At 32.2% G+C, this 23,103-nt stretch carries 18 protein-coding genes; 13 read left to right on the top strand and 5 right to left on the bottom strand.

The window, feature by feature from the left end; genetic code table 11:
* The first annotated feature begins 212 nt into the window (after window positions 1-212).
* The 3 genes from C1S72_RS11105 to C1S72_RS11095 are packed head-to-tail and all read left to right on the top strand — an operon-like array spanning window position 213 to window position 3,104.
* Window positions 213-2,246: a M3 family metallopeptidase gene (locus C1S72_RS11105; protein ID WP_104735660.1), complete on the top strand. Its 2,034-nt coding sequence runs from the start codon at window positions 213-215 to the stop codon at window positions 2,244-2,246.
* Between the two features lie 42 nt (window positions 2,247-2,288).
* Window positions 2,289-2,843 (top strand): sigma-70 family RNA polymerase sigma factor, encoded by a 555-nt coding sequence (locus tag C1S72_RS11100; RefSeq protein WP_104735659.1) that lies wholly within the window; start codon window positions 2,289-2,291, stop codon window positions 2,841-2,843.
* A gap of 3 nt (window positions 2,844-2,846) precedes the next feature.
* The gene (locus C1S72_RS11095) at window positions 2,847-3,104 is read left to right on the top strand and encodes a hypothetical protein (RefSeq protein WP_104735658.1); all 258 of its coding nucleotides are present in this window, start codon (window positions 2,847-2,849) and stop codon (window positions 3,102-3,104) included.
* Here C1S72_RS11095 and C1S72_RS11090 read toward each other — a convergent pair.
* A complete protein-coding gene (locus tag C1S72_RS11090; RefSeq protein WP_104735657.1) occupies window positions 3,087-3,920 on the bottom strand; it encodes a UbiA prenyltransferase family protein in 834 nt (277 codons plus the stop codon). The genes C1S72_RS11095 and C1S72_RS11090 overlap by 18 nt on opposite strands.
* 120 nt (window positions 3,921-4,040) lie before the next feature.
* Here C1S72_RS11090 and gcvP point away from each other — a divergent pair, with 120 nt between their 5' ends.
* From gcvP to C1S72_RS11070, 4 genes are all read left to right on the top strand, one after another.
* A complete protein-coding gene (gene gcvP, locus C1S72_RS11085) occupies window positions 4,041-6,890 on the top strand; it encodes an aminomethyl-transferring glycine dehydrogenase (RefSeq protein ID WP_104735656.1) in 2,850 nt (949 codons plus the stop codon).
* Window positions 6,891-7,070: 180 nt separating this feature from the next.
* Window positions 7,071-8,129 (top strand): 3-oxoacyl-ACP synthase III family protein, encoded by a 1,059-nt coding sequence (locus C1S72_RS11080; protein WP_104735655.1) that lies wholly within the window; start codon window positions 7,071-7,073, stop codon window positions 8,127-8,129.
* Between the two features lie 33 nt (window positions 8,130-8,162).
* On the top strand, window positions 8,163-8,684 hold the full coding sequence (locus C1S72_RS11075) for a methyltransferase domain-containing protein (protein WP_104735654.1): 522 nt from the start codon (window positions 8,163-8,165) through the stop codon (window positions 8,682-8,684).
* A 4-nt stretch (window positions 8,685-8,688) separates the two neighbouring features.
* The gene (locus C1S72_RS11070) at window positions 8,689-9,537 is read left to right on the top strand and encodes a glycosyltransferase family 2 protein (RefSeq protein WP_104735653.1); all 849 of its coding nucleotides are present in this window, start codon (window positions 8,689-8,691) and stop codon (window positions 9,535-9,537) included.
* A 35-nt stretch (window positions 9,538-9,572) separates the two neighbouring features.
* Here the strand turns inward: C1S72_RS11070 and C1S72_RS11065 are convergent, their stop codons facing one another.
* From C1S72_RS11065 to C1S72_RS11050, 4 genes are all read right to left on the bottom strand, one after another.
* A complete protein-coding gene (locus C1S72_RS11065; protein WP_104735652.1) occupies window positions 9,573-11,891 on the bottom strand; it encodes a T9SS type A sorting domain-containing protein in 2,319 nt (772 codons plus the stop codon).
* A gap of 97 nt (window positions 11,892-11,988) precedes the next feature.
* Window positions 11,989-12,795, bottom strand: coding sequence for a DNA/RNA non-specific endonuclease (locus tag C1S72_RS11060; RefSeq protein ID WP_104735651.1), 807 nt, complete (start codon window positions 12,793-12,795; stop codon window positions 11,989-11,991).
* Between the two features lie 6 nt (window positions 12,796-12,801).
* Window positions 12,802-13,605, bottom strand: a complete 804-nt coding sequence (locus tag C1S72_RS11055) for a tetratricopeptide repeat protein (RefSeq protein WP_104735650.1) — start codon at window positions 13,603-13,605, stop codon at window positions 12,802-12,804.
* On the bottom strand, window positions 13,602-14,165 hold the full coding sequence (locus tag C1S72_RS11050; protein WP_104735649.1) for an RNA polymerase sigma factor: 564 nt from the start codon (window positions 14,163-14,165) through the stop codon (window positions 13,602-13,604). The genes C1S72_RS11055 and C1S72_RS11050 overlap by 4 nt, the downstream gene beginning before the upstream one ends.
* 82 nt (window positions 14,166-14,247) lie before the next feature.
* Here C1S72_RS11050 and C1S72_RS14535 point away from each other — a divergent pair, with 82 nt between their 5' ends.
* From C1S72_RS14535 to C1S72_RS11025, 6 genes are all read left to right on the top strand, one after another.
* Window positions 14,248-14,874, top strand: a complete 627-nt coding sequence (locus C1S72_RS14535) for a hypothetical protein (RefSeq protein ID WP_230401620.1) — start codon at window positions 14,248-14,250, stop codon at window positions 14,872-14,874.
* On the top strand, window positions 14,759-17,329 hold the full coding sequence (locus C1S72_RS11045; protein ID WP_230401638.1) for a CHAT domain-containing protein: 2,571 nt from the start codon (window positions 14,759-14,761) through the stop codon (window positions 17,327-17,329). The genes C1S72_RS14535 and C1S72_RS11045 overlap by 116 nt, the downstream gene beginning before the upstream one ends.
* A gap of 48 nt (window positions 17,330-17,377) precedes the next feature.
* Window positions 17,378-19,000, top strand: a complete 1,623-nt coding sequence (locus tag C1S72_RS11040) for a vitamin K epoxide reductase family protein (protein ID WP_104735647.1) — start codon at window positions 17,378-17,380, stop codon at window positions 18,998-19,000.
* Between the two features lie 321 nt (window positions 19,001-19,321).
* Entirely contained in the window at window positions 19,322-21,511 is a 2,190-nt protein-coding gene (locus C1S72_RS11035) for a peptidase domain-containing ABC transporter (RefSeq protein WP_104735646.1), read from the top strand.
* Window positions 21,511-22,800, top strand: coding sequence for an HlyD family efflux transporter periplasmic adaptor subunit (locus tag C1S72_RS11030; RefSeq protein ID WP_104735645.1), 1,290 nt, complete (start codon window positions 21,511-21,513; stop codon window positions 22,798-22,800). The genes C1S72_RS11035 and C1S72_RS11030 overlap by 1 nt, the downstream gene beginning before the upstream one ends.
* Before the next feature lie 130 nt (window positions 22,801-22,930).
* The gene (locus C1S72_RS11025; protein WP_162919970.1) at window positions 22,931-23,071 is read left to right on the top strand and encodes a hypothetical protein; all 141 of its coding nucleotides are present in this window, start codon (window positions 22,931-22,933) and stop codon (window positions 23,069-23,071) included.
* Window positions 23,072-23,103: the final 32 nt, after the last annotated feature.

Here is a 23,103-nt window from a genome sequence, read left to right as displayed (position 1 = left end):
CAAAAAAACCTCGGCAATTGCCGAGGTTTTTAACGCTATTAATCAATAAATTTTTAAAGAGTTATAAACTCTCATGAAAAATCTGCCACAAAAGTAATATTAAATATCATATTCGCAAGACCAAAAGGTCTTAAAATTAAGTTAATAAACAGAAAATCAATTATTTAGTAAGAAAAATAACACGTTGATTTTCAATTGAATGAAAACAATATATGAACATCCTGAATAAACCCTTTGATACTCAATTTAATACAGCTCCATTTTCAAAAATAAAGAATGAGCATTTTCTTCCTGCTTTTAAAAAAGGGATTGAAGATGCTAAAGCAGAAATTAAAACCATCACTTCAAATCCAGATGAACCTACTTTTGAAAACACGCTTGAAGCTCTAGATTTTGCTGGTGAACAATTAGATAGAATTTCAAGTATTTTTTTCAATTTAAATTCAGCCGAAACAAATGATGAGATTCAAAAAATAGCGCAAGAGGTTTCACCGTTATTATCTGAATTTAGTAATGACATTACGTTAAATGCCGATTTATTCAAACGCGTAAAAGCTGTTTATGACCAAAAAGACGAACTAAATCTTACTAAAGAACAACAAACGCTATTAGATAAAAAGTATAAAAGCTTTTCAAGAAATGGTGCTAATTTATCTGAAAGCAAAAAGCAACAACTTCGTGACATTGATAAGCAATTGAGTAAGCTGAAGTTAACATTTGGAGAAAATATATTAGCCGAAACAAACAACTATGAACTTCACCTTACAAACGAAGACGATCTTTCAGGATTACCGGAAGGCGCTAAAGAAGCTGCAGCGCAAATGGCTGAAAGCAAAGACAAAGAAGGCTGGATTATTACATTAGACTACCCTAGTTATATACCATTTATGACCTATGCAGATAATCGTGAACTGCGTAAAAAACTAGCAATAGCATTTGGAGCAAAAGCCTTTCAAAATAACAAACATGATAATCAAGATAACGTTTTACAAATTGCAAAATTAAGACATGAGCGCGCCAACTTATTAAGCTATAAAACCCATGCTCATTTTGTTTTGGAAGAGCGCATGGCAAAAAATCCTCAAACTGTTGAAACATTCCTTAATGACCTTCTGGAAAAAGCTAAACCAGCTGCCGAAAGTGAATTTAAGGACTTGGAAAAATTTGCAAAAGAACTAGATAATATTGACCAATTACAAAAATGGGATGGTGCTTATTATTCTGAAAAACTTAAACAAAAGCTATTTGATCTCGATGACGAAAAGCTAAAACCTTATTTTAAACTTGAAAGCGTTATTAGTGGTGTTTTTACTATTGCTGAAAAATTATACGGTCTAAAGTTTGAAGAGGTCTCGACAATTGATAAATACCATAAAGATGTTTTGACCTATAAAGTTACCAACGAAACTGGCGATTTGGTTTCAATTTTCTATGCTGACTTTTTCCCTAGGCCAGGCAAAAGAAATGGTGCTTGGATGACGGTTTACAAACCGCAATTTGTTAAAAATGGTAAAAACAGTAGACCACATATTTCCATAGTTTGTAATTTCACAAAGCCTACTAAAACAAAACCTTCATTACTTACTTTTAATGAAGTAACAACATTGTTCCATGAATTTGGCCACGCTTTACACGGCATGCTAGCAAACACAAAGTATCCTAGCCTATCTGGGACTAGCGTATTTTGGGATTTTGTTGAATTACCAAGTCAAGTTTTAGAAAATTGGTGTTATGAAAAAGAAGCATTAGAACTTTTTGCGACACACTACGAAACTGGTGACCTTATTCCAATGGAGCTAATTGAAAAAATAAAAGCTTCTGCTACTTTTCATGAAGGCATGCAAACACTACGACAGTTGAGTTTTGGTTTATTGGATATGAGTTGGCATGGTGATGACCCCTCTAACATCAAAGATGTGAAAAATCATGAACTAGAAACTTTTAAAAACACACGTTTGTATCCTGATGTTGCCCAAAACTGCATGAGTACGTCGTTTTCACATATTTTTCAAGGTGGTTATAGTGCTGGATATTATAGTTACAAATGGGCTGAAGTCTTGGATGCGGACGCATTTGAGTTTTTTAAAGAATCTGGTATTTTCAGTCGTGACGTTGCCGATAAATTTAAAAACAATATCCTTTCGCAAGGTGGTACAGATGACCCTATGACGTTGTATAAACAATTTAGAGGAAAAGAGCCACGCCCAGAAGCCTTATTAAAACGTGCTGGGTTGATTGAGAAATAGAATTTTTAGCTTATTTTTGATAAAAATTGCTAGCAAACAAGAATGTCAAAGCACACAATTGAACCTGAAAAATGGATTGACCGCTATTCCGATTACCTGTTCAATTACACCATTTCGCGTGTAAATGATAGGGAAATGGCTAAAGACTTGGTTCAAGATACGTTTGTAGCCAGTTTAAAGTCTATGAAAAACTTTAAAGGTGAAGCTAGTGAGCGCACATGGCTTATTTCCATTTTAAAAAGAAAAATTATCGATTATTATCGGAAAATTAATTCCAAAAAAGGAAAAGCCGAAGTTCGAATGGACTATAATAGTGATGAAGAGGAAGGTAGCTGGCTTGAAGAGCGTGTAGCAGATCCGTTTGATAAAACTGCAGAAGACACACTGGTTAATGATGAATTGGGTGATGCTATTTATGCTTGTTTGGACAAATTACCAAACAAACAAGCCCAAGTTTTTAAAATGAAAACCATTCAAGGGTTAGAAACAGAAACAATTTGTAATGAATTAAACATCACTGCGTCTAACTTGTGGGTAATAATTCATAGAGCTCGGACAGCAATGGCCGAGTGTATGGAAAAAAACTGGTTTAATTAGAGCATGAAAAAGGGGTTTTTATTTATTTCTTGTGAGCAGGCAAAACATATTTGTGATAAAGCACAATACCACGAAGCTTCACTTTGGGAAAAAATTGAATTAAATATTAGATACACATGGTGCAGATTTACGCGCGCTTACGTTAAGAAGAACAAACAATTAACTACAGTAATTCAAAAATCAAGAATAGATTGTCTTCAGAATAATGAACGTGAGGTATTAAAAAATGAATTCGAAAAAGAGCTAACTAAACAACTTTAATATAATTAGCCAAAATATAGGTATCCCTTCTACCCAAAAGGCACTATAGTATTTTCCTTGATTCTCCTTTGAAAAGAAGACAAACAAAAAAGTCAATAAGCTTATTACAAAGAGTATTATTGTACTTTCAAAATTTAATTCATCTTTTAAATATTCTATAGAAAAAAATGCTAACAAAAATATAGCTCCCATGATTTTTGTTTTCTTAATACCTATTTTTTGAGGAATTGTAGCCAGTTTGATACTATCATATCTCATATCTCTAATTTCAAAAGGCAACATCAAGACAATAACAAACAAAAACCGCTGAACCGCTGTTATTACAACGTCAAAATTAATAGTAAAGTCATTATTCATTAGTGGTAAAAACACAGTAACACCAGACCAAACTAATGCAATAACATAAATTTTCAAACCACTAACACTTCTTAAATTTTGCTGTTGATCTACAAAAATATGTCTTGGTAAAAATGGAATAGCATACAAAAAAGTTACGGCTGCAAATCCACCAATCCATAAAAGAGTTTTGGTTTCTAATCTCAACGCATAATAGCAAAGTGCTACAAAACAAATAAGTGAAAAAACTTGTATTACTTTTAGCCAGTTGGCTAAACTTCTGTGATGAAACTTGGCGAGACCAAAAAACTTCACAAAATTATAACCCGTAATTGTGGCAAAAAAATTAAAATATAAGATGTTTTCATCGTAATTAATTTGAAATGTCATCAAGGTAATCCATGTCAATGCATAAACAGATAGTGCCACATGAATACTGCTATTAAGATAAAAATCAAAAACGTTCTTAAAGAGTCCCATAACACAAAAATACGGAAAGTGTTAATAAACCATTTAATTGGTTAAAAACTTTCATTTTCATTAACATAATAACGTGAATTATTCCGTAATTTTGCGCCTTAAATTCAACACAACATTTTAATGAATACAACTGCTTTTGCACAACGTCATATAGGACCTAGAGAAAAGGACCAAGACCAAATGTTAAAAACAATTGGTATAGACTCATTAGAGCAACTCATTTACGAAACCATTCCAGATGATATTCGCTTGAAAAATGAGCTTAATTTAGATTCTGCCATGAGTGAGCAAGAATACCTTACGCATATTCATGAATTATCTAAGCTAAACAAAACTTATAAAACTTATATTGGTTTAGGGTATCACCCGACTATTTTACCTGCAGTTATTCAGCGAAACATTCTTGAAAACCCAGGTTGGTACACAGCTTACACACCTTATCAAGCTGAAATTGCTCAAGGTCGTTTAGAAGCTTTATTGAATTTCCAAACCATGATTACCGATTTAACTGGTATGGAATTGGCAAATGCATCATTATTAGATGAAAGTACAGCGGCTGCTGAAGCCATGAGTTTATTATTCGCTGTTCGTGATAGAGACCAAAAGAAAGCTGGTGTAAACAGATTTTTTGTTTCTGAAAACATACTCCCACAAACATTATCACTTTTAGAAACACGTTCAAACCCTATCGGAATTGAATTGGTTGTTGGCAGTGAAAATGATTTTGACTTTTCTACAGAATATTTTGGAGCGATTCTTCAATATCCTGGAAAACACGGTCAGATAACTGATATAAAATCATTCATTACAAAAGCAAATGAAAATAATATAAAAGTTGCCGTTGCAGCTGATATTTTAAGTTTAGTCATGCTTGAAGCACCTGGAAAATTTGGTGCAGATGTTGTTGTTGGTACTACACAACGTTTTGGAATACCTATGGGTTATGGTGGACCACATGCTGCCTACTTTGCAACCAAAGAAGCTTATAAACGAGATATCCCAGGTCGTATTATTGGTGTTACAAAAGATATGAATGGTAATCGTGCCTTACGCATGGCATTACAAACGAGAGAACAGCATATAAAACGAGACAGAGCAACTTCAAATATTTGTACTGCGCAAGTATTATTGGCCGTTATGGCAGGTATGTATGCTGTTTATCATGGATCAAAAGGTTTAGAGTTTATAGCCAATAGAGTTCATAATACGGCTACTTCAATTTCTGATTCTCTTAAGCAATTGGGTTTCGAGCAACTGAATACGTCCTATTTCGACACATTACATTTTAAAGCAGATGCAATTAAGATCAAAACCATTGCGGAGGAAAACGGTATAAACTTTTACTATCCAGATTCGGGCTCTGTAGTCATCGCTATTAACGAAACTACTAACTTGATAGACGCCAACGCAATAGTTGCTGTTTTTGCCAAAGCTGCTCAAAAAGACGTTAATCAAATTCAGTCACTAACTAATAAAAACAATATTGCTGGCGCATTACAACGTAAATCTGATTTCTTAACACTTGACGTTTTTAATTCGCATCATTCGGAAACGGAATTAATGCGATACATCAAGAAATTGGAGCGTAAGGATTTGTCTTTAAACCATTCGATGATTTCGTTGGGTTCGTGTACCATGAAATTGAATGCTGCTGCAGAAATGTTGCCATTAAGTTCTCCAAACTGGGGAACAATACATCCTTTTGTACCCGTTGAGCAAGCACAAGGCTACCAAATAATTCTAAAAGAATTAGAAGAGCAACTAACTGAAATCACAGGCTTTGCTGCGACTTCTTTGCAACCTAATTCTGGTGCGCAAGGTGAGTTTGCTGGATTAATGGTTATAAAAGCATATCATGAATCACGAGGAGACCATCATAGAAATATTTGTTTGATTCCTTCTTCGGCTCATGGCACCAATCCTGCGAGTGCTGTAATGGCTGGAATGAAAGTAGTTGTTACCAAATCTACTGACAAAGGAAATATTGATGTTGAAGATTTAAGAGAGAAAGCAGAATTACACAAAGATAATTTATCATGCTTGATGGTGACATATCCATCAACGCACGGCGTATACGAATCTGCTATAAAAGAAATTACACAAATTATACATGATAATGGTGGTCAGGTTTATATGGATGGTGCCAACATGAATGCCCAAGTTGGCTTAACTAATCCAGGAAATATTGGTGCTGATGTATGTCATTTAAATTTACATAAAACCTTTGCTATTCCCCATGGTGGTGGTGGACCAGGTGTTGGACCAATTTGTGTTGCAAAACAGTTAGCTCCTTTTTTACCGAGTAATCCAATAATTAAAACTGGAGGAGATCAAGCAATTTCTGCAATTTCTGCAGCGCCTTTTGGTTCCTCTTTAGTATGCCTAATTTCTTACGCTTACATTAAGATGCTGGGAGTTAAAGGTTTAGCTCAATCTACAAAAATTGCTATTTTAAACGCCAACTATATTAAAAAACGTTTAGAAGGACAGTTTGATACCTTGTACTCTGGAGAACGCGGCAGAGCAGCCCACGAAATGATTGTGGACTGTAGAGCGTTTAAAGCCAATGGTATTGAAGTTACTGATATTGCAAAACGTTTGATGGATTATGGGTTTCATGCTCCAACGGTATCATTCCCTGTAGCAGGAACACTCATGATTGAACCTACTGAAAGCGAAAGTAAAGCCGAAATGGATCGTTTTTGTGATGCCATGATTGCCATTAAAAAGGAAATTGACGCAACATCAAAAGATGATGATAATAATATATTAAGGAATGCTCCACATACTTTAGATATGATAACGGCTGATGAATGGTTAATGCCTTACACCAGAGAACAAGCCGCTTTCCCATTAGAGTATGTAAAAGAAAATAAGTTTTGGCCAACTGTAAGGCGTGTAGATGATGCCTATGGTGATAGAAACCTAATATGTACTTGTGCTCCAATTGAAGAGTACATGGAAGCCTAAAAATCTAGAAAGAACTATCTTCAAGCCTTCAAATTTTGAAGGCTTTTTTGTTGAATAATATTTAAATTAAAACAGTCTTTTTTATTAAAACAACAAAAATAAATGCATAAATACAAAATCATGCTTAACTTCATAATTTTATGACTAGTTTCGTAATAAGGATTATTAATAGCATTAATTATGGCCATAAAAATCACAGGAACTGGAAGCTATATTCCCAGTACCGTTGAAAAAAACGAAAATTTTTATAATCATGAATTTTTGAATGCAGATGGCTCCTCAATTAACAGTACAAATGAAGTCATTGTTGAAAAATTTAAAGCCATAACTGGCATTCAAGAAAGACGTTACATAAAGGATGATCTCTTAAATTCTGACATTGGTTTTTTTGCAGCAGAAAAAGCCATTGAAAATGCTAATATTGATAAAGAAACTATTGACTATATCATTGTTGCCCATAATTATGGTGATGTAAAGCATGAAAGTCAACAAAGCGATACCGTTCCTAGTATTGCCTCAAGAATAAAGCATTTATTAAAGATTAGAAATCCCAAGTGTGTTGGGTACGATATACTTTTTGGTTGCCCTGGATGGCTAGAAGGTGTTATTCAGGCAAAAGCTTTTATTGCTTCGGGTATTGCGAAGCGTTGTCTGGTGATTGGCACCGAAACCTTATCGCGAGTTGTTGACAAACACGATCGCGATTCTATGATTTATAGTGATGGTGCTGGTGCTGTTATTGTTGAGCGAACAGAAGAAGTGTGTGGTATCATTGCCCATGAAACAGCTACATTCACTTATGATGAAGCCCATTTCATTTATTTTGGTGAAACGAATCATCCCGAAATTACTGACCAAAGACGTTACATTAAAATGTATGGTCGTAAAATTTATGAATTTGCCATTACCAATGTGCCAAAGGCTTTAAAAACCTGTTTGGATAATAGTGGAATTGACATAAAAGATGTCAAAAAAATACTCATTCATCAAGCTAATGAAAAAATGGATGAAGCCATCGTAAAACGTTTTTATGAATTATATGACATGGAAATGCCAGATGGCATTATGCCCATGACCATAAACATGTTAGGCAACTCAAGCGTAGCCACAGTTCCCACATTGTACGATATGATTTTGAATGGCAAACTAGAAAATCAAAAAATTAGTAAAGGAGATATTATTATATTTGCTAGTGTTGGCGCAGGCATGAATATTAATGCCGTTGTATATCAGCAATAAATAATAAGTTTACCGCTTTTGCGGAAAATAAACATGTACGAAAAAACATTCCCTAATAAACGTTTTAAGCACACCGCTGAATTTTTGCAAAAACATATATCTAAAGATTCTAAAATTTTAGATTTAGGGGTTTCAAATCCATTTTCTGATATTATGAAGAAAATGGGATATTCAGTTGAAAATACCTTTGGTGAAGATTTAGATTTAGACAAAGCTACCATTGAAAATTCTAATGCTGATGTTGTTACGGCTTTTGAAATATTTGAACATCTTCTTTCTCCTTTTACCGTTTTACAAGCTATTAAATCGGATAAATTAGTTGCTAGCGTGCCTTTGCGATTGTGGTTTTCCACGGCATATAGGAGCAAAACAGATATGCGAGATAGACATTATCATGAATTTGAAGATTGGCAGTTTGATTGGTTATTGGAAAAAGCAGGCTGGAAAATTATAGCAAGAGACAAATGGACCAATCCAACTAAAAAAATTGGAATTAGGCCAATTTTGAGATGGTTTACACCTAGATATTATATAGTCTACGCAGAAAGAATTTAAAATTTTGAATTTCTATATCGTCATACCAGCCCATAATGAAGAAGCCTATATAGGTTCAACATTAGAGTCTTTGGTAAATCAAACCTTACTTCCAAAAAAACTGGTTGTAGTAAATGATCACTCTAAAGACAAAACTGCTGAAATAATTCAATCTTATGTTGATAAATATGATTGGATATCACTTCTTGATATTGAATCGACTGACCAACACTTACCTGGCACGAAAATAGTAACTGCATTTTATAAAGGATTTGAAACTTTGGATGAGAACTATGACGTAATATGTAAGTTTGATGCTGACCTTATTTTTCCAAAAAATTATTTAAAGGTTTTAGCCACACATTTTAAGCGTGATTCTCGATTGGGTATGGCCTCTGGTTTTTGTTACATAGAAAAAAACGACAATTGGATTCTTGAAAATCTTACTCGTAAAGACCACATTCGCGGTGCTTTAAAAGCGTATAGAAAAGATTGCTTTTTACAAATAGGCAAATTAAAACCCTCAATGGGCTGGGACACGGTTGATGAATTATTAGCGAAATTTTACAATTGGAAAATATTGACAGATGACTCGCTTCATGTAAAACACTTAAAACCAACAGGGAAAAGTTATAATAAATCAGCCAAGCACCTTCAGGGAGAAGCCATGTATAAATTACGATATGGTTTTATTATTACGCTAATTTCAGCGTTGAAATTAGCCTTTAAAAAACGGAGTTTTATACTTTTTAAAGACTATATGCAAGGCTATTTAAAAGCAAAAAAAGAAAATCAATCATTTCTGGTTACTGAAGAACAAGGGCAATTTATTCGTAAAACAAGATGGCAAGGCATAAAAAAAAGAGTGATGTAAACACCACTCTTTTAAGCTACAATGATAAAAAGTATTTAATTCTTTTTCAATAGCTTTTTCACAGTTCTTTCGCCGGTTGATTGATTAACAATTACAACAATATATGGGCCAACATTCAAACTATTTAGGTTCAATTCAACAGTGGTTTTTGTAACACTTGTTTTAATTCTTTTTTTAATGACTTCTGTGTTGTATAAATCATAAACTAAAATATCATAGGTGTTTAAACCCGTTTCAGGTAATTGTAAGGTTGTATTTGTTGTTGCAGGATTTGGGAATAGATTAAATCTATTTAAAGCTTCAGTTCGAGTTACTGTTATTGGATTAGACAATGCGTAACAACCCATAAGGTCACCTGCATTTGTTATTCCAGTTAAATCAACGCTATCTGCATAACTTAAATGCCAAATCAAGCAAACACCTTCACCTGCGCCTTCTAAATCAAATGGTGGACTTGGCGGTGTTCCTAGGATATTTAAATCGGTATCTGTTATTACCCACAACGCGTTATCTCCCATGGCACCATCCAACGTCACATCAAAAGCATCGCTTTGTCCATCACCTGCTATAATATCTATTTCTGTTTCACCACTTCCAGCTATGGCTAATTCACCACCATTAACGCCATTTCTTGTTACCGTAATTGGATTGGATAAATCATAACATCCCATTAAATCTGCGGCATTAGTGACACCTGTTAAATCAACGCTATCTGAATAACTTAAATGCCAGATTAAGCAAACACCTTCGCCTGCGCCTTCTAAATCAAATGGTGGACTTGGTGGTGTTCCTAATATATTCAAGTTAGCATCCGTAATTACCCATAATGAATTATCTCCCATGGCACCATCCAAAGTCACATCAAAAGCATCACTCTCTCCATCGCCTGCACAGATTTCAATTTCCGTATCGCCACTTCCAGCTATGGCTAATTCACCACCATTAACGCCATTTCTTGTTACCGTAATTGGATTGGATAAATCATAACATCCCATTAAATCTGCGGCATTAGTGACACCTGTTAAATCAACGCTATCTGAATAACTTAAATGCCAGATTAAGCAAACACCTTCACCAGCGCCTTCTAAATCAAATGGCGGACTTGGTGGTGTTCCTAATATATTCAAGTTTGCATCCGTAATTACCCATAGTGAATTTTCTCCCATGGCGTCTTCCAACGTCACATCAAAAGCATCACTCTCTCCGTCGCCAGCACAGATTTCAATTTCTGTATCGCCACTTCCAGCTATGGCTAATTCACCACCATTAACGCCATTTCTTGTTACCGTAATTGGATTGGATAAATCATAACATCCCATTAAATCTGCGGCATTAGTGACACCTGTTAAATCAACACTATCTGAATAACTTAAATGCCAAATCAAGCAAACACCTTCGCCTGCGCCTTCTAAATCAAATGGCGGACTTGGTGGTGTTCCTAATATATTCAAATTAGCATCCGTAATAACCCATAATGAATTATCTCCCATGGCGTCTTCCAACGTCACATCAAAAGCATCACTCTCTCCATCGCCTGCACAGATTTCAATTTCCGTATCACCACTTCCCGCTATGGCTAATTCGCCACCATTAACGCCATTTCTGGTTACCGTAATTGGGTTAGATAAATCATAACATCCCATAAGATCTGCCGCATTTGTAACCCCAGTTAAATCAACACTATCTGCATAGCTTAAATGCCAGATTAAGCAAACACCTTCGCCTGCGCCTTCTAAATCAAATGGTGGACTTGGTGGTGTTCCTAATATATTCAAGTTAGCATCCGTAATAACCCATAATGAATTATCTCCCATGGCACCATCCAATGTCACATCAAAAGCATCACTCTCTCCGTCACCTGCACAGATTTCAATTTCTGTATCGCCACTTCCAGCTATAGCTAATTCGCCGCCTTCAGGTAACATGGTTCGTGTGACTTCAATATAATTTGATAAATCAAAACGTCCTCTTAAATCATCTAAATTGCTTATTCTCCTAAATGGTGGAATTCCATTGTACGCTAAATGCCATATTCTACAAACTCCTGGACCAGCACCATTTAAATCAAAAGGTGGTGCGTCAGGCAACGCCAAAATGTTATTATTATCATCGGTAATAATCCATTGTCTCAAGCGACCTGAATCACCTTCAACAGTAACATTAATGGGATCTGCTTCAGAATCAATACAAATTGAAGTATTGTCATTTGTCGAAATAACACCACCATCTACTCTACTATTCTGATTTTGAGCTAAAACATTAGATTGACTTATAAAAATAGCAAATACAAATGTTAATAATGAGGTTAAGATTACATGAAATTTGGGGTTTCGGTTTTGTAATTTACTTTTCATTTTTTGTAGATTTTTATTATTGAAAAGCTAAATTAAACTTGAAAACATTGTCAAAATGTAAGCTAGCTAACATTTTGAAAAATTTGTTTTTATTAGACTAGAAAACCCAATTCTTATAATTTATTGTAGATTCAACTATGTTTTCTATTTCATCATCCATTTCTGGAAAAAAATCAATTCCTGTAAGCGCTTCAACCTCATCAACCGAAACTACAAATTCATATAAGGGCTTATCTGAATTTTTATGCGGCATTATAAAGGCTAACACCTTTGGATTGCCTGAATTATAATCCAGTACAACTTTATAAAACTGATTGGGCACAGATACATCTTCATTACCAATTGTTTTCAAATTTCCTTTTAAAACACCACCTGTAACCACAAAAACACCATCATATCGATTAGCCCAATAGCGTACTTTTTGTTCTAAAGTATTCCAAACCCCTGAATTGAATTCATGTTTTTGAGGGCTAATATTACTAGTTAAAAACGTTTCATCATGAGCTTGTTTACTATATTTTCTGTCGCCTGCAGGACACAAATGACCTCTATCAAAACCTGAATTCTTGTAGTTTCGCCAACTAGCTGCACCCGTTTTTACTGCTTTATCTATTTCAAAATAAGGTCTCTTAAAATTCGAATTGGAAAGGTGTTCTTTTTTTAATTCATAAGCGACCCACTCTGCTTGTTCATGAGGTTCGCTATAACTCAACGAATACCCTTTATGATGCACTATTTGACCTGTAGTACTTGTTGGTAGAAAAAATGTAATTGTAGGATTCTTTGGCAATTTGCCTTGCTCTACAATAGTATCTTTTTCGTTTTTATCTAGAAAATACTCGAAACTATATATACCAATTACTAAAACGATAGCTACGATTGAATATATAGTTCGTTTATTCATTATTAATTAATCAATGTCTTTCAAAATATCCCTAGCTTTTTCATAGTTATAGTTAGAAGGAGATTTCACAATCAATTTTAAAATATTTTTAGCACCTTTCTTATCTCCTGCTTTTAAATAAACTAATGCCTTATACCAAAACCCTTTAGAACTATCCAATGAATTACTCTGAATTAGTTTATCAAAAGTACCTATAGCACTATCAAAATCATTGGTTTCTAAATAAGAGATTCCAAGATATAGTGATGCATTAGGGTCAATTATAGAATTTAAGTCAGAATATTTTTCTAACATTTTTTTTGTCTTTTCATAGTCTTGCTCCAAAAATGCAACTTCAGCAGAATGAAGTAAATCTCTATTAGATTCTCCTCTAGAAGTTAAAGAAGGCAAAGTACTCCAATCACTATATTCAGTATAAACATCCAAAGTTGATTGTGAGGTATTAAAAACGAAATAACCTAATAATGAAACTAAACAAGCTGCCAAAAGATAGTAATACCTATTCTTTTTTTTTGATTTTGATTTATTCTCGAAGTGTTTGTGATTAATTGTTTGAATAGTTTTTTTTAGCTCTTGAATTTTAGAATTCTTTAAAAAACTTTCAAGGTTATCAATATCACTATGCTTTCTATCGATAAAAAACCAATCTTCATCATTATATTGGCTCTTCATTTCTTCGTTCACTTTAATATAAGCTGCCAATTCTGAATCAGAATCGATTCTTTTTTTAAATTCAGATCTTAATTGTTTGGACATGCTGCCAAAAACATAATCATCTGCTTTTTTCTTTAAATCATCAGAAAGACTCATAATTCTACTAGCTGATTAAATCTCACATCATTTTTAATCATTTCAATTAATTTATTCTTACATTTAAAAACTCGCTGTCTAACAACCAAGTCATTGTTATAACCTAGCTTTTCTGCAATACTTTTGTAAGGTGTTTTATTAAAGTAATATTTTAGTATTTCTTTACAATTTTTAGATATTAATTCTAGTTTCTCCTGAAAGAATTCCCATCTCTCTTGTTCCAAAATACTTAAAGCTGCATCTTTAAACTCATTAATAGGTTCAGAAGAAACTTGATATGTTACCATTTTTTTTCGTCTATTTAATTCTCTTCTCCATAAATTTTTACATGCCACAAACAAATAAGCGTCAAAAGATGATTTAATTTCAAACTGTTTGACCTTAACTCTAGTAATTATTTGAATAAGTGCTTTTTGAAAAACATCTTCAGCATCTTTTTGAATTCCACTATTATTAATAACAAATTTTAAAACTTTCCGAAAATTATTTTCATAAATTTCGAGAATAATTTTCTCGTCATTGTTATACAATGCATTTAAAAAATAATTAGAGTTTTTCATTTAATCTATTAATTTTTTTAAACAAAGGTGGGTAACAAATATATATATAATTGAACGAGATTATGAATTTAAAACTTATATCATGAAAACAAAAAAAATTAAATTAGTGTTAATATTAATGATTATTATCTCCAGTGGTTGTTCAATTGAGGACAGCTCTATTGAATCAAAAAGCGATACTGAATTAAAGATTAAAGAAGAAAATATACTTAATGATTTGAATACTCAAATTGAGAGTCAAAATCAGTATAGGAAATCTTCTAATTTAGCTGGCCAAGGGGATATTGTTTATTACAGAATAACTTACTATAATACAACTACCCTAAATGAACGAACAACAACATCTAACAATTTTAATGGTATTACAGCTTATGCAAGTACATCTTTTAACACAAATAACCCTTTAACACAAGTTTGGATGTTTTTTGACGATGACCAGAGTTTAGTAGACAACTTAATTTCTCAAAATAGTGCTTACATTCAAGAACAAGTTTTACCATCTGTCGTAGATATTACATATTCACCTACAGTTACTGAAATCATAAAAGAAGATATTCGAGATGATTTTGATATATTAATAATTTTAAATGAAAATGGACAAGATGAAAGTTGGCTATTTGATGATTGTTGTGTATCTGGTGAAACTTGCGGTCTCATTGACTCAAACTATTCCAGTACTATCATTAATGATTCAGCTTACCAATTTTAAATCACATAAGCATTTTAGTGCTTTCTTGATTTTATTTTTTTGGCTGTCTTTTGCTTATTCACAAAAAACAATAGACAGCCTTAAAAATATTAAAAACCCAAACCAAAATAGTATTACGTCAAATTCGCAAAACCTAGTTGAAAACCCAGATATTTATGACTCTTTAGCCAAACATTATGACAAGCTACATGATTACCATAAAGCAATAATCTATTACGAAAAAGCGATTTACATAAATAAAAAAAACAAACATAAATTACTAGAAAATTACATTGACATTGCTAAAACAACAAAAAAACTAAATACTTATGATAAGTATTTAACTTGTATTGAATGGCTTGAAAAAGCAATTTATTTGTCTACAGAAATTAAAATTTCTGATAGTTTAAAACATGTTATTAATAATAACCTTGGAAATTACTATAAACGTATAAATCTAAAAGAAGAATCATTAAATTATCATCATAAGGCTCTGTCAATTGCAAAAAAAGCAAATTCTTCAAATTTAATCTATTTATCGCTCTCCAATATTGGTTCACTTTATTTATCTGAAGGCTCTAAATCAAGTTCAGATAATATAAATCTATCCCTTCAATACCTGCTAGAATCCCTACGTTATGGTGATAAGTTCAATTACACTATATATAGAAATATAGGCATTTCTTACTATCTCAAAAACGACCCTTTAAAAGCACTTTACTATCATAATAAAGCACTAGAATCTGTAACACATACTAAACTAAAAAATTTAAATAGCTTACCAGAAACAGAAACGATAAAACAAGCCTCTAAAAAAGGTGATATAGCTTTTATACTATTTGAAAAATATTATGCTTGGATAAAACTTCATCAAAAGAGTAAAAATAATTTACACCTCCAAAATGCTCTGAAAACAATTGATTTAGCCGACTATGTTTTGGATGAAATCCTTCTGGATTTAACCAACGAGGACTCTAAACTTTTTTGGAAAAAACAAGCTTCTTCTTTTTATTTATTAGGCACTCACATATCTCATCTACTTAATGATTCAGAAAAAGCACTCTATTTTAGTGAAAAAAACAAAGCAATGTTGCTTCTTAATAGCATACTAAAAAATGAAAAGAAATCTGAATTTGGTATTTCAGAATCAGATCTAAAGCATGAAAAATCATTAAAAAAAGAAACGTATTACTTAAAACATTTATTAAGTAAGAATAATAACGATAGTTTAAAGAACTTACTCTTTGAAAAGCAGAAAGATTTAGATTTTTTTGAAAACTCATTGAAAAATAAATATCCTAATTATAATACAAAAATAAACGTACCAATCTACAATCTTAATGTTATAAAAAAGCATATAGACATTAATACAACTTGTATATCTTATATATGGGATAAAACAGAAAATCAGTATGACGCCCTGTATGGGGTTGCTATAACAAAAGACACATCACTAGTATTTGAAATTAAAAACCTAAAGCATTTTGATTCTCTTGTATTTGAATACAGAAAATTAGTTTCAAAACCATTCGAAACCTCAAAGGAACTGAAAAAATTCAAAAACATATCTCACGAATTATATCGTAATCTATTTCCAAATAATTTTTTAAGGGAATTAATAAAACTAAATAATCGTTTAATTATTATTCCAGACAATGACCTACAATTCATACCTTTTGAATCACTAGTGACTAACCCAAAATCAGATGATTACTTAATCTATCAGAACGAGGTTATATACAACTATTCATTATCTTTTTTAATTGAGAATTCAAAATTGGAGCGAAATGCAAAGCATAATTTCATTGGGTTTGCCCCATACACTTTTAGTTATGACAGTTTGCCTGTTTTATCATACAGCAAGGACGAAGTCAATCAAATAGCAAAAAGCTTAAATGGTGAAAGTTTAAACGGGAAGAAAGCTTCTAAAAGCATGTTCATTAACAACTTCAATAGTTACAAAATTATTCATTTAGCAACCCATGCTAATTCTAATGATTCTATTTCTCCTTGGATTGCTTTTCATGACAAAAAATTACTTTTAAACGAACTATATACTTCTTCAAATCAAGCAGAACTGGTCGTAATTAATACTTGTAAAAGTAATATTGGAAAATCAAATATTGGTGAAGGGGTCTATAGTTTAGCAAGAGGCTTTTTTTACTCTGGAACAAATAGTATAATTTCTTCACTATGGAATGTAAATGATAAATCAAACCAAGAGATTACAGTTGAATTTTATAAATTTCTTCAAAATGGAAAGTCTAAAAGTCAATCTTTGCGTCTTGCAAAAATAAATTATCTGAAAAATCATAGTCATAGTGAAGCATCACCATATTATTGGGCATCATTAATTATTATTGGTGAAAATTCGCCTTTATACAATTCCAATAACAATATGATTTACATTTACTTAACTATAGCCTTAATGATTTTATTAATTTTCGTTATAAAAAAAATCAAAAAGAACGGGTAACAATTTTGAAGTAAACGAACAATAGAGTATAACATTAACTCTAATACTTTGAAAGACACCTTAAGTTTTCTTGTACAAACCTTGCTAAAGAGGCATCAAGTTGAAATTGATTATAAAGAGCTTGATTTCCAAATAAAGAGTCATCCTTCGTATCCTAGTCTTCATGCAATAACTGGAGTCTTAAACCATTTTAAGATAGAAAATATCGCTTTAAAGATTTCGGCAGATGAAGAGACAATCGGACAATTGCCTTCTAGTTTTTTAGCCCAAGTAGAAACTCAAAAAGGAACTTTTTTCTCTATTGTAGAGAAGACAAATTCTCAATTTCATTTGACTATGAACAATAAGGAAAAACTAACGTTAAACCTAAATGATTTCATAAAACAATTTACTGGAGTCATCGTTGCGATTGAAAACGCAGAGCGTAAAAATTACAATAAAACAAAAAACAATATTGCAAATAAAATTACAATTTGCGCAGTCATACTTTTATCAATAGTTCTTTTTACTTTTTTCAGTCCTGCTGTTTACGAATCTATTCACTTTGCTTTATCATTATTAGGTTTATGGTTAAGTGTTTTAATTGTTCAACATGATGTGGGAATATCATCTAAAATTGTTGACGCCATATGCTCAAAAGAAAGTAATTCTACTAACTGCGATAACGTCTTGAGATCAGAGGGGTCTAAAATATTTGATAAAATAAAATTAACAGACATTTCCTTAATATACTTTGCAGCAATTAGTTTTTCGTGGCTTTTAATTAGTATAACAAAAATAGAAACAAGCCTTCTGTTTATTTTGAGTTTATTGGCAATTCCAGCCGTGATTTACTCTCTCTATTATCAAAAATTTATAGCAAAAAGTTGGTGCACATTATGTTTAGGAATAGTAAGTGTATTAATAGCAGGAGTAACAGTATCTGCATTAAATCCTCAATTGAGTTTTGAATTTTCATTGTTAGCAATCTTACTGATTGGTTTTTCTTTTACCCTTACTACAGGCTTATGGCTATATATATCCAATAAGCTAGCAATTGAAACCGAATACAACAAACTCAAAATTGAATCCACAAAGTTCAAACGAAATTTCAATTTATTCAAATCTCTTTTATACAACAAGACAGCTCTTGAATACAGTATTCCAAAAACTCATGAAATTACATTTGGCAATAAGTCAGCTCTGCTAAACATAACCATTATTACTAACCCCTTTTGCGGTCACTGTAAAGCAGTACATAATCTTATTGAATCGATATTAGAACAATTTCATGAGGATGTATTAATTACCGTTAGATTTAACATTGATGCCTCTAAAGAAACTAGTGACGTTGTAAAAATCACTTCTCGTTTATTAGAAATATACCATCAAAACGGAGAAATTGACTGTTTGAAAGCCATGCATGACATTTATAATGACTTATCACCTGATAAGTGGTTGGCTAAATATAGGACTTGCACAAACATAGAACCTTATCTAAATATACTACAGACTGAAAATAATTGGTGTAAAACCCATAACATAAACTTTACTCCAGAAATTTTACTGAATGGAAAGTCATTCCCGTCAGAATACAATAAGGAAGACTTAATTTATTTTATTGAAGATCTAGCGGAGAGTTGTATTGAATCTAATTCTTTAAATACAACTATCGAGCAATATTCTGAATAAAAAGCCATAACCTTTACATTAAGGCTGTGGCTTTAAAACATTCTCTCGCGAGGAATAGACACAAACTGTGAGTGTCTTAAAACGATCACAGCAATTTTAATTTATAAATATTTTTAATTATGAAAAATTTAAAAAATTTAGGGCAAGCTTTAACTAAAGCTGAACAAAAAACTATTAATGGAGGTCTTAAAAAATGTACTATTTGGTCTCCTTGTACTCCCAACCAGTGTTGCGTTGGAGGATATTGCACTACAATCTGTTAGTAACTGACAGCTATATAAGCTAGAAGATTAATCTTCTAGCTTATTAAAAATTAACTAGATGCCTAAATTTCCTTATTTTTCACAAACAGAATCAAAAGACTGTGGCCCTACATGTCTGAAAATTATTGCCAAGCATTATGGCAAGACACTATCTATTACCCAAATCCGAAAAATTAGTGAGACTACCCGTGAAGGAAGTAATCTACTTAACTTAAGTGATGCTAGTGAAACTTTGGGTTTTAGGTCGTTGGGTGTAAAAATGACCTTAAAAGAACTCGAAAAAGCACCTTTACCTTGTATTTTACATTGGAATAAAGAGCACTATGTTGTTTTATACAAAATAAAAAAAGATAGCTATTATATTTCAGACCCAGCATTTGGATTAATAAGCTATAAGAAAGAAGAATTTTTAAAGTTTTGGATTGGAAATAATGCCACAGAAAACACCCAAGAAGGCATTGCTCTACTTCTAGACCCAACACCTAAATTTTATGAAGATGAATTTGAAGAAGATAAAAACTCCAAGTTCGACTTCCAATATATCTTAAAATACCTATTCAAATACAAATCCTTTATAATCCAATTAAGCATTGGTTTATTGGCAGGCAGCTTACTACAATTGGTTGTTCCTTTTTTAACCCAAAGCATTGTAGATGTTGGTATAAAAAATCAGGACCTCAACTTTATTTACTTAATCCTATTTGCCCAAATAGCTTTATTCCTTGGAAGAACAGCTATTGAAGTCATTAGAAGTTGGATATTATTACACATAAGCACTAGAATTAACATTTCTCTCGTTTCAGATTTTTTTATCAAACTTATGAAATTACCTATCTCCTATTTTGATGTAAAAATGACAGGAGATGTTTTACAGCGCATCAATGATCATAAGCGAATAGAAAAAATTATAACTACGTCTTCTTTAAGCGTGTTGTTCTCAATGATAAACTTCATAGTGTTCAGTTTTGTGCTTGCTTATTACAGCCTCCAAATCTTCTCGGTATTTGTCATTGGCAGTTTCCTATATTTTTTATGGATAAAAATTTTCCTTAAAAAGAGAGCCACACTAGATTACAAAAGATTTTCAGCTATAAGTCAAGAACAAAGCAAGGTTATTGAGCTCATCAATGGTATGCAGGATATAAAATTGCACAATGCTGAAAAACAAAAGCGATGGGCTTGGGAACATACTCAAGCACGTTTATTTAAAGTTTCTATCAAAAGTTTGGGACTAGAGCAAGCGCAAAGTGTAGGCTCTTCATTTATTAATGAGTTAAAAAACATTCTCATAACTGTATTGTCTGCAAAACTGGTTATAGATGGTAGTATAACTTTAGGAATGATGCTTGCAATCTCCTATATCGTTGGCCAATTAAATGCTCCGGTACAGCAACTAATTAATTTCATTAGAGAATTGCAAGATGCTAAAATATCGTTAGATAGATTGGCAGAAATTCACAACATGGATAACGAAGAAGATGAGTATGAAAAAATTAAAGAGATACCAACAAATGCAGATATCACTATTGATAATATTTCATTTAGATATGTTGGTAGTGACACAGAAGTGTTAAAAAACTTATCACTCCACATACCAAACGATAAAACTACAGCTGTAGTAGGCACAAGTGGTAGTGGCAAAACAACCTTAATGAAACTCTTATTGCGTTTTTACAACCCAATATCTGGTGAAATAATGTTAAATAAAAACTCATTAAAAAACATTTCTCAAAAAGCTTGGAGAGATAACTATGGTGTGGTTATGCAAGAAGGTTATATTTTCAATGATACTATTGCAAATAATATTGCTGTTGGAGAAAGTCATATTGATAAAAAAAAGTTAGCCAATGCAATAGATATTGCTAACATAAGAGAATATATAGAATCTCTTCCTTTAAGTTACAATACAAAAATAGGTATGGAAGGTATTGGCTTAAGCACAGGTCAAAAACAACGTCTTCTAATAGCTAGAGCAGTATACAAAAATCCCAAATTCCTTTTTTTTGATGAAGCAACTAGCGCATTAGACGCCAATAATGAGAAAGTAATAATGGAGAATTTGAACAATTTTTTTGAAAATAAAACAGTGGTAGTTATTGCACACCGCTTAAGCACTGTTAAAAATGCTCACCAAATAGTAGTATTAGAAAATGGTGAAATTGTTGAAGTTGGCAATCATGATGCATTAGTAAAGAAAAAAGGCAATTACTTTAATCTTGTAAAAAACCAACTAGAATTAGGAAAATAATGCCCAAAGAACTTGAAAATATAGAATTGAGAAGTGAACAAGTACAAGACATTCTGTCTTTTGTTCCACATTGGATGATACGATATGGAAACGCCCTGTTTTTAATTTTAATTTTATTATTCCTATCGCTGTCATGGTTTATTAGTTATCCAGATATTATAAATTCCGAAGCGGTAATTACTACAATAATCCCACCTCAAAAGGAGTTTGCAAAAAACAGCGGAAAAATAGATACTATTTTAGTAAATAATAGTGCTGATGTTGAAGCTGATTCCTACTTAGCTATTTTGGAAAATTCAGCAAACTATAATGATATAATTTTTCTTAAAAATATCATTGATACTGTTAAGATAAAAAATGATTCGTTTTACTTCCCTATTGATAGTTTACCTGTTCTTTTTCTAGGTGATGTAGATGACGAATTTGCCACTTTTGAAAACGACTATACGCTTTACACCATAAACACAAAACTGCAACCGTTTACAAATGAATCCATCACTAATAGAAACACGATAACAGAATTAAATACCAGGCTATCTAACTCTAGACACCAATTGAAAATCAATGAATCTGAATTGAATCTAGCTTTAAAGAATTTAGAAAGAAATAAAAACCTTCTAAACAAAGGGATTATATCGCAATATGATTATGAGAAAAGTCAAATTGAATTTGCTCAAGTTCAAAGAGGCTATAAAAGTCTCGAATCTTCAGTATCACAAATAAGAGAAGCCATTAGCAATGCAAAAAAGAATTATAAAGGAACTGAAATATCAAGGACTAGAGAAGACATAAAGCTACTAAAAAAGGTTATACAATCATTTAACCAATTAAAGAACGCCATTACTGAATGGGAACGAAATTACACATTGAAATCTGAAATTGATGGTAAAGTTTTTTATCTGCATTTTTGGAATGCAAATCAAAATGTTAATGCTGGCGATCAAGTTTTCACCATAATACCTAAAGAAAACTCTGCTTACATTGCTAAACTAAAAACTCCAATAAAAAATTCTGGTAAGCTAAAAATTGGTCAAAAAGTAAATATTAGTATTGAAAACTATCCAGAAACTGAATATGGAACTATTTCAGGCAACATTGATTACATTTCTCCTATTCCTGACCCTGAAGGATATTATTTAATAGACATCAAACTTCCTAACAAACTTATTACATCCTACAATAAGGAGCTATCATTTAAACAAGAAATGATTGGAAAAGCAGAAATTATAACTGAAAATCTCAGACTAATAGAGCGCTTCTTTTACCAATTAAAAGATGTTTTTAAATAACAATATATTCCTTTGAGAGGAACAGACACAGACCTTGAGTGTCTTTAAACGGTCAAGGAAAATTAAAAACTATTTTATCATGAAAAATTTAAAAAATCTAGGTCATGCTTTAACTAAAACTGAACAAAGAATGATTCGAGGCGGACAAGAGTTATTTATTTCAAAGTGTGGAGCTCGTTGTACTGGAAATACAACCGGTTGTCATTATTGTTCTGCACATGCCAATCATCCTGCAGGGTATTATAAACGAATAATCCCTCCAAACGGCTAGAAAGAAATCAACACCTTTAAATCTTTATTAAA

This window comes from Hanstruepera ponticola, assembly GCF_002940745.1.
Taxonomy (GTDB): domain Bacteria; phylum Bacteroidota; class Bacteroidia; order Flavobacteriales; family Flavobacteriaceae; genus Hanstruepera; species Hanstruepera ponticola.
This window is presented reverse-complemented; position numbering and strand designations above follow the sequence as displayed.

What these genes read in the sequence shown, in the direction of transcription:
- C1S72_RS14535 (WP_230401620.1), top strand. Translation starts at nt 14,248, where the DNA reads ATGAAAACAAAAAAAATTAAATTAGTGTTAATATTAATGATTATTATC.
- C1S72_RS11090 (WP_104735657.1), bottom strand. Translation starts at nt 3,920, where the DNA reads ATGGGACTCTTTAAGAACGTTTTTGATTTTTATCTTAATAGCAGTATT.
- C1S72_RS11105 (WP_104735660.1), top strand. Translation starts at nt 213, where the DNA reads ATGAACATCCTGAATAAACCCTTTGATACTCAATTTAATACAGCTCCA.
- C1S72_RS11050 (WP_104735649.1), bottom strand. Translation starts at nt 14,165, where the DNA reads ATGAAAAACTCTAATTATTTTTTAAATGCATTGTATAACAATGACGAG.
- gcvP (WP_104735656.1), top strand. Translation starts at nt 4,041, where the DNA reads ATGAATACAACTGCTTTTGCACAACGTCATATAGGACCTAGAGAAAAG.
- C1S72_RS11030 (WP_104735645.1), top strand. Translation starts at nt 21,511, where the DNA reads ATGCCCAAAGAACTTGAAAATATAGAATTGAGAAGTGAACAAGTACAA.
- C1S72_RS11035 (WP_104735646.1), top strand. Translation starts at nt 19,322, where the DNA reads ATGCCTAAATTTCCTTATTTTTCACAAACAGAATCAAAAGACTGTGGC.
- C1S72_RS11025 (WP_162919970.1), top strand. Translation starts at nt 22,931, where the DNA reads ATGATTCGAGGCGGACAAGAGTTATTTATTTCAAAGTGTGGAGCTCGT.
- C1S72_RS11055 (WP_104735650.1), bottom strand. Translation starts at nt 13,605, where the DNA reads ATGAGTCTTTCTGATGATTTAAAGAAAAAAGCAGATGATTATGTTTTT.
- C1S72_RS11080 (WP_104735655.1), top strand. Translation starts at nt 7,071, where the DNA reads ATGGCCATAAAAATCACAGGAACTGGAAGCTATATTCCCAGTACCGTT.
- C1S72_RS11075 (WP_104735654.1), top strand. Translation starts at nt 8,163, where the DNA reads ATGTACGAAAAAACATTCCCTAATAAACGTTTTAAGCACACCGCTGAA.
- C1S72_RS11060 (WP_104735651.1), bottom strand. Translation starts at nt 12,795, where the DNA reads ATGAATAAACGAACTATATATTCAATCGTAGCTATCGTTTTAGTAATT.
- C1S72_RS11065 (WP_104735652.1), bottom strand. Translation starts at nt 11,891, where the DNA reads ATGAAAAGTAAATTACAAAACCGAAACCCCAAATTTCATGTAATCTTA.
- C1S72_RS11100 (WP_104735659.1), top strand. Translation starts at nt 2,289, where the DNA reads ATGTCAAAGCACACAATTGAACCTGAAAAATGGATTGACCGCTATTCC.
- C1S72_RS11045 (WP_230401638.1), top strand. Translation starts at nt 14,759, where the DNA reads ATGGACAAGATGAAAGTTGGCTATTTGATGATTGTTGTGTATCTGGTG.
- C1S72_RS11095 (WP_104735658.1), top strand. Translation starts at nt 2,847, where the DNA reads ATGAAAAAGGGGTTTTTATTTATTTCTTGTGAGCAGGCAAAACATATT.